Raw genomic sequence first — 13,135 nt, forward strand, 5'->3', positions numbered from 1 at the left:
GGCTACACTTAGCTGGGAACCGCCGGCGTCACCAGCAGACTATGGATTGCACTCGTCAACGTCTCGGCACCATATGGCTTGGCCAAGACGGAGAACTGTGCCGTCCCTTCGCCCACCATCTGCTCGCTGTAACCGGTCGCGAGCAAAACCGGTGTTTCTGGAGCCCGGATATGGAGCTGCCGGGCCAGATCGATACCGCTCAGGCCGGGCATAACGACATCGCTGAAGACCAGGTCAAAGTCCTGTTCCTGAGCGATGCGCAATGCGTCCGCACCGTTATGTGCCGTCACGACCTCAAGCCCAAGATCCACCAGTAACCGCTCGGCAAAATCCAGAACCTGTTCGTTGTCCTCTACCAGAAGAATTCTCAAACCGGGCGGAAGCGTCGCGTCGCCGCGAGCATGACCGGATGCGCGCGGCTGCTTGTCGACGGTGGGCAGGATCAGCCGCACGGTGGTGCCCACGCCGACTTTTGAGAGGATTTCCGCGGCGCCGCCGGCTTGCGCCGCAAAGCCGTGGATTTGGGACAGTCCAAGCCCGGTTCCCTGTCCGACGGGCTTGGTCGTATAGAATGGCTCAAACACACGCTCTATCGTCTCGGGTGTCATTCCCGTTCCGGTGTCGGTTATCTCGATCGCGACGGCATCATCTTTGCCAAGAGAGTAGTCCCGGATGCTGATGGTCAGAGTGCCGCCTTCCGGCATAGCGTCCCGCGCATTGACCGCCGCGTTCAAAATGGCCGTCTCGAGTTCAGTGGGATCGACTTCCACCCGCGCAATCAAATTGGAGGGTTCGACCACAATCTCAATATTGCTGCTAATGGAACGTGAAAGGACTTCGCAAAGGGCATCCAGCTGGATGTTGAGGTCCAGAACCTCGGGCTGAAGGACGCGACGGCGGCTGAAGGCCAAAAGATGTCCGGTCAGCGTAGCCGCGCGCTTAACCGTGTCGGTCAATCCATCGAGATATTTGACGCGCTTCTCTTCGGACAGATCCGGCTTTCGCAACATCTCGGTTGCCCCGGAGATGACGGTCAGCAGGTTATTGAAATCGTGAGCGACACCACCGGTCAACTGGCCGATAGCCTCCATTTTCTGCGACTGGCGCAGCGTTTCGTGAAGCTTCGTCAGTTCCTCGGTTCGTTCGGCAACCCGGCGCTCCAGTGTTTCATTTGCTTCGCGCACCTGCCGAATGAGTTGTGCATTTTCGATCGCAACCGCAGCCTGCGACGCCAGGCTGGTGACAATCTCCTCATGAAGGCCGGAGAACCTGCTCGTCTCGGGATGACCGAAGAACAGTCCACCAAGAACCTTCCCGTCATTGGTGCTCACCGGAACCGCGAGGTAGCTGCGAACAGGCAAGTGCCCTTCCGGCATGCCGGATCGTGGCGCATTCTGACCGTAACGCGGATCGGCCAGGATGTCATCCGATCGGACATTGCCGGTCCCTGCGAACGTTGGCGCGAATACCTCTGTATTGCGCGGCATTGGGAAATTGGCGAACGCTTCGCGCGGCGCTCCCGACAGGGAGTAGAGGGTGTAGCTCTCACCATCAGCACCCACGACGTTATAGAAGAACGCACCGAACGCCGCTTCGGACAATTCGACGCCGGCGTCGGTAACCATCTGTACCAGGCGTTCGAGATCATGTTCTCCGGCAAGGGCTGACCCTACGCGGTTCAAGAGCTCTAGCGAGCGACGCGCCCTGCGTTCCTCGGTTACGTCTTCGGCAGAGACCGTGATGCCGACGATGTTGCCTTCCGCATCGCGCAGCGGCACCCAGTTCTCGCGCCAGATGCTCGTGCCATCGGGCCGACCGGGAGTTTTGCCGGCGACTTCCTGTCCCCATAGCGCCTCGCCGGCCAGGACCCGCTCGAAGATTCCCAGCGCTTGCTCGTCGAGGTCAGGTACGATTTCACCGATCGTCTTGCCGATATGATCGTCAATGGATCGACCGTTCCACTCCGCCAGCCGTTCGTTCACGCGTACGAAACGCAGATCCCGGTCGAGCACCGCCAATCCCACTGGGGCGGCAATATAGACGGATGCCAGCTCGTCTGCCTGACGCCGGGCCATCGCTTCGCTCACGGTTAGTGCGGCCTCCTTTTCACGCAGCCGCTGGTTCGCCATCACCTGCTCTGTGGTTTCCGAGACAATGCACAACACACCGCCGACGCTTTCATCATCATCTCGAACCGGCGAGTAGGATATGTCGAAATAGACCGTCTCACCGAAGCCATGCCGCTCGATGTAAAAGGGCCTGTTCTTGGCCGAAAACGTCTTGCCGCTTTCCCGCACGCCTCGCAGCAAAGGCTCGAGATCATTCCAGAGCTCGCTCCAGTACTCCTGTGCCGGTCGGCCGAGCGCTGCGGGGTGTTTGCTGCCGATGGTCGGCGCGTACGCATCGTTGTAAAGCGCAACAAACTCTGGGCCCCAGAACAGAACGATCTGTGCCTCGGATGTGGTCAGAATATCTATGGCGCCGCGCAACCGCGAAGTCCATGTCACAGGCGGACCAAGGGGTGAGAAACTCCAGTCCCATTCGTCCCAATGCGCCAAGGAAAACTCACCCACCTTTGCGTCGGCCACTCGCACTTCCCCTGCATCATCTTCTTCAGACAAGCACAAAGCGGTGAGCCTCGTCCCACAGCCTGTCCGAACCGGACAACAACGCCTGATGTGAGCAAGGGTTGCCTTCAGGCGGGCGTGACAAACGAAATGGCGAACACTTTGTAGATCAGAGGTCGTGTCCTCTGGGATACGGAATGTACGTCTTTCCTGCGACGAGTTGAGCCTCCCATTTGGAACTGTTTCCGGCGGTCGCGCACTTCCACCCTGCAAGAATCTGCAAAATGCAGACCAGCGTAGGAGATGATCATGAGCATCGAAGGTAAGGCGAAGGAAGCAGCCGGCTACGTCAAGGAAGAGCTCAACGAGCACGGCAAGTCCCCCGAAAGCCAGAAGAAGGCGCAAGAAGGCCGCGATCTGCGCAACGAGGGCCGGATCGAGGATGGCAAGCCGCCGAAGACGTCTGAGCCCGGCACCGGGCAGTGACCAAGGAACCCCAGCTTCGGCGGGGGTTTTCATTCCAAAGCCATCATCGCGGCGAACATCGGCGCTTGCCTGTTCCAATTGCATATCCGGGGATTGCATGACTTGTTCTGTGGCCATCGTGGGCGCCGGCCCTACCGCCATCTACACCTTGAATGCCTTGCTCGCGCTGCGGCCCGCGCCCTTCGAGCTCACTATTTTCGAAAAGCAGCCGATCATTGGTAAGGGCACACCCTACCGACCCGGCTGGAACGATCCGGCGATGCTTTCCAACATCGCCAGCATCGAGATACCGCCTCTCGCGACAAGCCTCGTAGCATGGCTGCACGCACAGAGTTCGGAACGGCTGGCGGACATGCACATCGACCAGGCGGCCATAGACGATCGGACTTTCTATCCGCGCGTGGTCTTGGGTGAATTTTTCTCAGAACAGATGGAAATGCTGCTGGAGCAGGCAGCCTCTGAGGGGATCGTCGTGACCGTGCGCACACGGTGCGAGGTTCTCGATGCCATCAGTGGGCATGATGGAATGACCTTGCGCGTCCAGCCCCATCGCGGCGAATGTTTCGAAGCCACCTTCGATCACGTCATTCTTGCCACCGGGCACCAATGGCCGGAGCAACCTGAGGTCAGCCCGGGGTATTTCGCCAGTCCCTGGCCGGCGAGCGAGATCGAGAAGATCCCGGCGACCCATGTTGGCATTCGTGGCTCTTCGCTCACCGCCATAGACGCTGCCGTCGCTTTAGCTGTGGCCCACGGCGATTTCGTGGAGGCTGAAGACGGCGGGATCACTTATGTCCCTGCGCCGGGCACCGAAGATTTCAAGATGACTATGCTTTCCCGCAAGGGGCTGCTACCGGAGGCCGACTTCTATTTTCCTATCCCTTATGAGCCCCTATCGATCTGCACCGCAGAAGCGATCGAAGAACTAATCGAGTCCAACGATACTTCGCTTTTGGACCGGACGTTCGAGCTGTTCAAACGTGAGCTTGCTGCAGCGGATCCGCCGTACGCGCAAGAAACGCATCTCGCATCGCTCGATCTTGAGGATTTCTGCGAAGGATATTTCAGCCGCCGCTTGTCCAGCGACCCTTTCGAATGGGCGCGCCATAACCTTGCCGAAGCCCAGTTGAACTACGAACAGCAGCACGTCGTAGCTTGGCGTTACGCGATTCTTCGCATGCATGAGGTGATCGAAAGCATCGTTCCCCATCTCAATGACGCCGATTTCCTGCGATTTTCGAAGCACCTCAAGACCGTCTTCATCGACGACTATGCCACCGTGCCGCATGAATCGATTCTGCGCATGCTCGCCCTGCATGATGCCGGAAAGCTGGAGGTGGTTGCGGTCGGGGAGAACTATCAGATTGATCCGCATGGCGTTTCGAGCGGAGCGCTACTGACGCATGGCTCGACAAAATTCCATTTCCCGGTCTTCATTGAAGCGACCGGCCAGCGCGCGCTCTCCGCGAAGGACTTTCCTTTTCTCTCGCTTCGCGAGCAGGGGATCGTTCACGACGTGGAATCCTCGACCGAAGGCGGACCCGCGCGAGGTATCGCCATCGACGACCGGTTTCACCCCATCTCCTCGCAAATTCCAGCAGACCAGCTTTTCTGCGTCAGCCTTCCCTTCATCATGGGGCGGCACCCATTTGTGCAGGGCATCACAAGCTCACATGAAATCGGCGAGATCGTGGCCGCTGAACTGGCTGCCGAAATCGGCCAGCGTTGCGTTACCGGCGAAACAGAACAGGAATTGAGCGAACGATGAAGCTTTTCGCGATCTATATTGGCGGAGAACACCCTGGTGCGAACATCGAGGTACACGATGTCCGGTTTGTGATCGCCGACAGCATTGAAGAAACGTTTTCAACCTTGCGGGAGCAATGGTGGGGTGTGCCCAGAAGCCTGCATGTCGATTGCTGGGCCGAGGTCACCGAGGCGGATGGCTTTGAAATTTCACTGAGCCCCGAACCCTTCGAAGAGCAGGACAAACTCTACTTTGTCAACCTGGGTGGCTACCAACCGGAAGAATTCGCCGAGCGACACCGCAACGTCTTCGTGGTCGCGCAAAGCGAATCAAAGGCGAAATATCGTGCGCTGAAGATGGTGAAGGGCTGGATCGAGCCACATAAGGACGATCTCTACGAGGCCGAGCACGCCTATTGCCTGAGCGAGGGTCCCGTTGGCGAGCGCCTTTTTGTGCACCTCACGCCGATCGACCGGCACGAGCAACCAAGCTTCACCTGTCGCTATATACCGATCAGAAAGGCGAGTTGAGACAGCTTTCCAGCGAACATTGAATGGGGAGCGACATCTTCTCGTGGAGATTACTCATCTTCCTCGGGAAATTTCGGATCGCGTTGCGTCCCTGACTGTACGCCCGCTTCTCGCAGCGCACGGTCGTCTGCTCGACCTTTGTATGCCTGGGAGGGGTTCGCCCCCATTCCTCCGCTTGCCTCCAGATCAGGACCGGGATCACGGCGCTCGGCCTCCAGCGAGCGAATGCCTTCGGCTGTATCACCTGAGGCTCCGTGTGGGCCAGGCCGACCCTTGGGGCGACTATCGTTTTGGGTAGTGGGTTGGTCCAATATATTGCGTTGGTCGCGTGGATCGTACTGCGTGCCTTCCATGACCATCTCCTCGTTCCGTAATCCTGAAAAGCCCGAGATGATGGTTGCGTTTCCGGCGGTCGCAAGATTGCCGCCAGCTCGTGGCTGTCTCAGGACGATGCGAAGCGAAAGCTCTCTAATGTTGCAACTGGGGGGAGGCCTCGGCATTGGATCTGTTTAACGGTCGGCGCTCATCTGAGATCACGGAACCCTCAACTGAACGATACAGTTGACGGTCCTCGTGTTTTGAATGGCCCGCAATGACAGCCAGTGTGCGTCCATAACCCATATCTGTCTTCCTCCTTACGGCCGATCTTGAGCGTCTTGATTGTGAAAGCTGCCGGTCGGCTCCTAGGCAGTATAAATTGCAGGCTAAACGGCCACAAAGGGTCGCTTTTGATGGAAGTGATCGTAGTGAACAGAGTGTCTGGGATTTGAATCAGCCATTGGCTTGGTGCCATGACTTGATCGATTACCCCGTATGCTTGACCGCCGGGTGACCGAGCTTGAGGCCCAGTCACCTTTCTTGTCGGAGCGATGTGGCGCAGCGGAGGAACGACGCCTATAATGTGAAACCGCCGTCGATGGTGAGGCTTGTCCCGGTCATGTAGCGTGACTCGTCGCGGGCCAAATACGACACCAACCCGGCGATTTCTTCAGGCTTCGCCACGCGCTTCAGCGGACTCATCTCGGACAGCATGTCGATTGAACCCGCGTTGATGTCGGTGTCGGTAGGGCCCGGCTGGATATTGTTGACCGTGATTCGGCGTGGCGCCAGGTCCAGCGCGACGCCCTTGACCATGGCGGCAACCGCCCCCTTCGTCATCTGGTACACGCTCGATCCGGGAAATCCGGTGCGGATCGCAACGTTGCTGCCGATCGTGATGACGCGGCCCCCATCGACGGTGTGCGGCACCGCCGCCTGGATCGAGAGATAGACGCCGCGAACGTTCACGGCGAGCATGCTGTCCAATTCATCGAGTGTGACGGCCTCGATCGTATTCATGCGAAACAGTCCGGCATTGACGAGGACGAGGTCGATCTTCCCATATTGATCGACGAACTGCGCAACAGCGGAGGTGAGAGCGGCGGCATCTGCACTATCGGCGCGGATGGCGAGGGCTTCGCCCCCTCGTCCGGCGATAGCCTCGGCCAACGCCGTGGCAGGCTTCTCACTATTGGCGTATGTGAAACCGACCGCATACCCGTCCTGCGCCAACCGCTCGACCGCGGCGGCACCGATGCCGCGCGATCCTCCAAAGATGAGGGCAGTTTTGGAAGGTGATCCGATTTTCATGGTAGGGTCCTTTTCTTGAGAGCGATGAGTGGGCGGATCAGGGGATCAGCAGCAGCTTGCCGGTGGTTGCGCGGCTTTCCATGTCACGGTGCGCCTGCGCGGCGTTCGCCAGCGGATAGATGCCGCCGATCCGGACCTTGAGATCGCCGCTCACGACCCAATCGAACAGGCGCCCGGCGTGCTCTCGAAGCAGTTCGGGGCTATGGATGTGATCGGAGAAAACCGCGTAACCGAGCTTGATGCTGCGCGGCAGGTTCATGATATCGAGCAGGCCGGGGCCGCCCAGGACCGGGCCGTACCAGCAGAGCGTACCGCTGCGGCGCAAAGAATCGATCGACCCCTGAAATGTCGTCGGCCCGGATCCGTCATAGACCACATGCACGCCTTCGCCGTCGGTCAGCGCCAGCACTTGCGAAGCGAAATCGCCTTGGGTGTCGACGATGACATGGTCCGCGCCCGCTTCCCTCGCGATCGCCACTTTGTCGGCGCTCGACACGCGGCCGATGACTCTCCCTCCGCGCAGCTTGATGATCTGGGTCAGCAGCAGCCCGAGTCCTCCTGCCGTCGCATGGACGAGGGCGACTTCAGCTGCTTGCACGGGGTGGAAATCGGTGGCGAAATGGCTGGCCGTAAGCCCCTGCATCATGATCGCGGCTGCGGTTCTGTCATCCACGTCGTCAGGGATTTCCACGAGCGCCGCTTCCGGCAGTACGATCTTCCCTGCATAGCTACCCGGCGCGTAGACCCAGGCGACACGCTGGCCAACCGCCATGGCAACGCCCGGTCCGACTGCGACGATCCGTCCCGCGCCTTCCACGCCCAGAATCTTGGGATTGGGCATCTCGGTCCAGGCCATGCCCTGACGGACGCCGATATCCATGAAATTGACGCCGGCAACGGCGATCCGGACCATGACTTCGCCGGGGCCGGGCGCCGATGGCGGCTCCGGAATATCCACCAGTTCGAGAACATCCGCGCTTCCCGTTCCGGTCATCACGACTGCTTGCATGTCAGCTTCCTTTATTGAACAAGCATTCCAAAATGAGACAAATAAAAAGGCGCCCCTGCGCCTATCGCAGCGCGCGCAAGGCCAGATCGCCCAGCGCCCGCAAGTCTTCGTCAGCCGCGCCGGCACGCGCGGCGATCCGTAAACCCGAAAAGCTCATGACGATGAACGAGGCAATGGTATCCGGCGCGACATCCGGCGCAACATCACCCTCCGCCTGTGCCCGCGCTATGGTATCGGTCAGGACGGCCCTCATGGCGCGGTCGGCGGCGTCGCGGATGGCGACCAGTTCCGGGCGGCTGCGGCCGAACTCGCAAATCGAGCCGACCCCGAGACAGGCATCCCGCGCATTGGCCACCACCCGATCCACCATCGTCTCAATCCCGTCGATAGCGCGCGGCTTGCTTCGCAGCATGGCGATATGCTCGCCTGTTTCCTCGGCAGCATAGCGGCGAAGCGCCATCTGGTAGAGCTGCCATTTGTCGCCAAAGGTGTTGTAGAGGCTCTGTCGCCCGATACCCATGGCATCGACCAGCATCCCAGCCGACGTCCCCTCGAATCCATGCTCGCGGAATACGGCCATGGCTGCGCTCAGCGCCTGTTCCTGATCAAATTCCCTTGGTCTTGCCATGAGGTGTGAGATAGGGGTTGTAGAACGATCAGTCAAATACAATTGAGCGACTGCGAACGAAAGGAAGTCTTACCCATCCAGCAAGGCGAAGCGGAAGGTCTGCACGTGTGAAGCGAGATCTGGATGCTGAGCGTCAGTGAAGGGGCGACTGCAGAAGGGTTGCTCACCGTTGCTCGAGTGGGGGCTATCAGTTCGTTCTCGGCAGTACGGCTTGGCCATTGGAGCACGCGGCCGACCGCTCTGTGCCTGCCACTTGCACGGGCGCGGAGCAGGCGATGCGCACGGTCCCGTGAGTGCCGCTAAATTGAACCTTTGTGCTGGATCCCATCGCGAGATGGGCGGTGACCTTAGCTAGTGTTTCAAAAAGGACAGCTCCCGAGCGGCGGACATAGCTGGCGTCCACAACCGTGATCTCGTCAGGGTTCGTGTTTGCGTCACGGCGCGCGGGGTGGCTGACAGCCAGGACGTAGGCGTCGGTGTCGAGGCCGGCTATCGTGGCATTGGCGTTGCGATGGCGAAGCCGTCCGTCCGCCAGAAGGTTGAAATAGACCTCGGTGATGCGATCGGTGCCGGTGATGCGCACGCCTATCCAGTCCGTGCCTACAAGGCGTTCGATCTTTGACGCAGGCTTGCCGTCAATGCGGGGTTGCAGGGCAAACAGGAACTTCTCGCGATCGCTTTTCCCGACGGGCTGGAAGCCGAGGTAGGCCTGCTTTATTTTCGGGTCCTCGTCAGCGAGGCCCTCATGGCTGACGAGACGCAGTGCATAAGGATAGTCGGTCGGTAAGCCACCGACCGGCAGAGTCGCGGGGAATAGCGGCGTGATGTCGACACCGGCGTCCCCGTCGCGAATTTCGACTGTCGCACCTTTGCGCGTTGCTGTTCCGCCGTGATGCAGCAGCCATTCGAACTGGCCGGGATCGCGGCTGCGCAAGTCGTCGATGAGAAGGATCGTGTCTCCCACCCAAAAGATATTGCGGTAGTTGCGTTGGAAGTATCGGCTCGTCGGTCCGGTGGCATCCGCCCAGGCGTAGCGAATGTTGGGCGTATCGAGAACGTGGTCGATCGTGCCCATTGAAGCCGAACCGTCGTACAGGTCGCTGGCGGGCTCCGCGTGCCCGTCGATGGTGACAACGTTATGGGCCTCGCTCTGCCGGTAGTAGGCATCGTATTCCGGCGTCGAATAGCCTGAATGGCCGGAATCCGCGATGAGCGTGCGACCCTTGTGGTATAGGATGAAGCTGCCTGCATCGGCGTGATTGTGGTTCCAGGTAAACCCGGATTTGACCCCGAGGAGCGTGGAATCGGGAGACCAATCACTTCGCATCGTTAGCAGGCCCTGATCCCGAGATACGTAAGTGTGCGATGTGGCGATAGGCGACGACGCGGAAGCGCGGGCCCGGGCGTCAGGGAAATAGGGGAGGTTGGTGGCATCCCTCCAGGCATCCTTCGCAGATACGCCGGAGAAGCCGGCGATGTACTTCAGGTACTCAGGATTGTGTTCGCCAAGCGCCCACAGGTCGGCCAGCGTGTGGCAACCACAACTTGGCGGGCGACTGTCACCGAAATTGAGCGACACCCACCCCTCGCTGCGAGGATAGCTGGTGGCGAGAAAATATCCCGCGACCTTGTCGAGTCCCCTGATGGAGGAGGGCGGGCTGCCCATCGCCTCGTTCCACGAACGGCGGAAAAGCATCAAGCTGTGCAATGCCAGTTCGGCATAGGAGACAGTTTCCGAGTAGGCGCCGTCACTACCGAAAGTGGGGGGTTTGGTGCCGATGCGGGTGCCTGGGAACTCGAACCATTCCACGCTCGCCTCGTCTATGCGGCGGGCCCATTCGAGGCCGCGAGGATCATCCTCGCGCACGGCGAGCGCCGCCACTCCGGCGCCGAAGACGATGTGTGCCCACCAGTTATGCCCCATCGTATCGAGCGCATGGATACGCTTTGCACCATCGACCCAGTCGTCCATGATCGGGAGTATGGCGCCTCGGATGATTCCCTGGACGATGGTCTGGCGATCAGCCTGCGAAAGCGTGTCGCGCACGGCGTCATAGGCAATGCCGGTGCTGGCGGCAGCATAACCCATACCGAGATCGGATCTCCAGGGCGGATCGCGGCGGGCGAGGGGGGCGTCGGTCAGCCAGTCTTTCTTCGCCGCGCGCTGCAGCAGGAGGGTTCTCGCTCCTTGCGCGTACTTCGCCTGTCCCGTGACGCGGAATGCGAGCCCTAGCGCTTCCAGAGCACTATCGATTTCGCGGTCGCCGCGCGGCGGCGAGGACAGCGCCTTGTCCGCCGTCTTTCGCAGGGCATTCCAGCGGGCGCGTGCTTCGGAGTCGCTGGCGATGAGTTGCTTCACCCGCGCGATGTTGGCGGGATTGAATGCCAGGGTGGCAGGCGATGCTCCGGTCTGCTCATGTCCCTGGCCATGTGCCATCGCGGGCGCGGTTGCCAGTATCACAGCCGCGGCGGCCAAAGCGCTTCGCATCATTTTTTCAGTCCCTTGTCTGGGGGATGGTCCCAGGACCATTTGCTGTGTGGCTCGTGGTCAGGCTCATGCTCACGTCACCCGCTCGAAGAGGATCGCCTGCCCGCCGCTGGGCTGCATCACGACGGTCAGGATAGCCGCGGCATTTACCTCGCGCGTGGAGATGTCCACCTTGGTCAGTCGCGGCTCCTGAGCTCGAGCGCCGTCGCCAAAGACGTTCGCCTGCCATTTGCCTTCGCCCAGGAAGCCGAGGGGAACCTGGATCGTGCGTGCCTCCTCGTTGGTCATCGCGCCCAGGAACCACCGATTGCCGCTTCGCCGGGCGACTGCCACGTACTCGCCGGGCTCGCCGGAGATCGCATGGGTCTCGTCCCAGGTCGTGGGACATTCGTCGAACCAGTGCAGCGCAGGCCAGTTTCCGGTGCGGTACTTGGCCGGAGCGTCGTACCAGTAGAGGAACGTGAGCGGATTATAGTAAACGGCCGCCATCGCCAGCTGGTGCGCGTTGGTGGTCTTGTTCATGTAGTGGTCGTAGCAGATCGTATAGTCGATCGGACCCGACAGCGCGCGGGTGAAGGGCAGGGTGACGTTGTGCCTTGCGGTGGGGAATTGTTCGTTCCCGCGCACCCCTTCGAGTGCCACGTAGTTCGGCAAGGTGCGCTCCAGCCCCGCAGGACGCAGGTTGTCGTGCAGGTTCACTAGGAGGCGGTTGTCGCCGCAGGTCTTCACGAGGTTGTAGATCCAGTCCACATCCTCCTGCCGTCCTTCCCAGATGAAGCCGAACTTGATCCCGGCGATGCCCCACTTTCTGTAGGTGGTGACGATGGCATCGAGCTGGCGCATCGCGGGCACGCGGTCGACGTAGACGATCGTACCAATCCCCTTCGCGCGCGCAGCGGCAACGATACCCTCGATGTCGAAGCCGTCGATGGGCCGGGTCGCATCACTGGGGTCGGTGCCGTCGCCATACCAGTGCGCATCGAACTCGATGTAGTCGAGCTTGCGTTCGTGGGCGAAAGCGATGCCTTCCATGGCACCTGCGTTCGAATAGGGCTTGCGGATTCGGAAGGCTCGGCCCGGGCGGATCCAGTCGTCGGAGCCCAACCTGTCCGGTGTGGCAAGGGTGGGGACGAGCCCGGCCTTGTCGATCAGCGCGGCGGGACGTTCGCCGACCATGATGACGCGCCAGGGCGTCGTGAAAGGCTCTTCAACAGCGAACACGGGTGCGGCGTGGGTGTCGCCGGGCCCCGAATAGCCGGTGGCGCGGCCCGGGAAGTGCATAAGGCGGCTGACCATAGTCTGCTCATCCTCACCCGGCGCCAACATCATCCGCGGGTAGTGCAACCGGTCGGATTCGCAGAGTAGCATGGCAAGGCCTGCAGAAGTCTGTGCCAGCGCCGGCGTGTCGGCCAGCGCGCCCTTGTCGGTGCTGGCGGTCAATTCGGGATGAGGCACAGGCGCTATGCGGCCCGGCAAGGACACGGCATATTCGCCTTCGTCACGACTGGTCCACACGCGAGTTCCGGTTGGCATGCGGAATTCGACCTGCTCCCCCCCCAGCGTTATGGACTGCCCAGGCGCGGACATCAGGACGAAGCGACAAGCGATCCCATCGTCGTGCGCGAGCAGGCGGATTGCGAAACGGATGCGTGTCCGGCGGTCCTCGAACCTGGCTTCCAACTGGCTCGCCCTGCCGTCATAGCGCGCGGCAATCCCGTACGGCGGATCCCACGTGCCATCGATAGCAATGATGTCCGAGCCCAGGAACCTCGCGTCCGGCCCGAGGCGCTTGCCATCGGCAAGCACGAGCGCCAAGCGCGAGGGCTCCAGCATGACGGAATTGCCGTGCCGGGCGGCCCAGCGCGGGTGCTCGCCGCGCGATGTCGGAATCAACAGTTCCAGCGTGGTGCGTCCATCGGGGGATGAAATAGTCAGGCGCTGATCCACAGCCGGAGCGTCGGCACGCGCCGCAGGGATGGTCGCGGCCATCCCAGTAGCGGCAGCGCCAAGGCTTGCCAGGACGGTGCGGCGATTGGTCTTCATGCTTGTGC

9 protein-coding genes are annotated in these 13,135 nt (G+C 60.8%); 3 read left to right on the top strand and 6 right to left on the bottom strand.

Annotation, left to right across the window (positions count from 1 at the left end):
* Positions 1–8: 8 nt before the first annotated feature.
* Positions 9–2,588, bottom strand: a complete 2,580-nt coding sequence (locus tag V7066_RS23925) for a PAS domain-containing protein (RefSeq protein ID WP_334185470.1) — start codon at positions 2,586–2,588, stop codon at positions 9–11.
* Positions 2,589–2,870: 282 nt separating this feature from the next.
* Between V7066_RS23925 and V7066_RS23930 the strand changes: the two genes are divergently transcribed.
* The 3 genes from V7066_RS23930 to V7066_RS23940 all read left to right on the top strand — a co-directional run bounded on the left by V7066_RS23930 (position 2,871) and on the right by V7066_RS23940 (position 5,330).
* Complete coding sequence (locus tag V7066_RS23930; protein ID WP_334185490.1) at positions 2,871–3,053, top strand: hypothetical protein; 183 nt, start codon at positions 2,871–2,873, stop codon at positions 3,051–3,053.
* Positions 3,054–3,150: 97 nt separating this feature from the next.
* Positions 3,151–4,821: an FAD/NAD(P)-binding protein gene (locus V7066_RS23935; RefSeq protein WP_334185471.1), complete on the top strand. Its 1,671-nt coding sequence runs from the start codon at positions 3,151–3,153 to the stop codon at positions 4,819–4,821.
* A complete protein-coding gene (locus V7066_RS23940) occupies positions 4,818–5,330 on the top strand; it encodes a DUF1543 domain-containing protein (protein ID WP_334185472.1) in 513 nt (170 codons plus the stop codon). Before V7066_RS23935 ends, V7066_RS23940 begins: the two co-directional genes overlap by 4 nt.
* Before the next feature lie 894 nt (positions 5,331–6,224).
* On the opposite strand, the gene V7066_RS23945 is transcribed toward V7066_RS23940, so the two are convergent.
* The 5 genes from V7066_RS23945 to V7066_RS23965 form a co-directional block, all read right to left on the bottom strand.
* A complete protein-coding gene (locus V7066_RS23945; RefSeq protein ID WP_334185473.1) occupies positions 6,225–6,959 on the bottom strand; it encodes an SDR family oxidoreductase in 735 nt (244 codons plus the stop codon).
* 37 nt (positions 6,960–6,996) lie between these two features.
* The gene (locus V7066_RS23950; RefSeq protein ID WP_334185474.1) at positions 6,997–7,968 is read right to left on the bottom strand and encodes a quinone oxidoreductase family protein; all 972 of its coding nucleotides are present in this window, start codon (positions 7,966–7,968) and stop codon (positions 6,997–6,999) included.
* A gap of 61 nt (positions 7,969–8,029) precedes the next feature.
* On the bottom strand, positions 8,030–8,548 hold the full coding sequence (locus tag V7066_RS23955) for a TetR/AcrR family transcriptional regulator (RefSeq protein WP_334185475.1): 519 nt from the start codon (positions 8,546–8,548) through the stop codon (positions 8,030–8,032).
* Positions 8,549–8,783: 235 nt separating this feature from the next.
* Entirely contained in the window at positions 8,784–11,033 is a 2,250-nt protein-coding gene (locus tag V7066_RS23960) for a heparinase II/III domain-containing protein (protein ID WP_334185476.1), read from the bottom strand.
* 123 nt (positions 11,034–11,156) lie between these two features.
* Positions 11,157–13,127 carry a glycoside hydrolase family 97 protein gene (locus tag V7066_RS23965; protein WP_334185477.1) on the bottom strand — a complete coding sequence of 657 codons (1,971 nt, stop codon included), beginning with the start codon at positions 13,125–13,127 and terminating at the stop codon, positions 11,157–11,159.
* Positions 13,128–13,135 lie beyond the last annotated feature (8 nt).

This window comes from Novosphingobium sp. (genome assembly GCF_036820275.1).
Lineage (GTDB): Bacteria > Pseudomonadota > Alphaproteobacteria > Sphingomonadales > Sphingomonadaceae > Novosphingobium.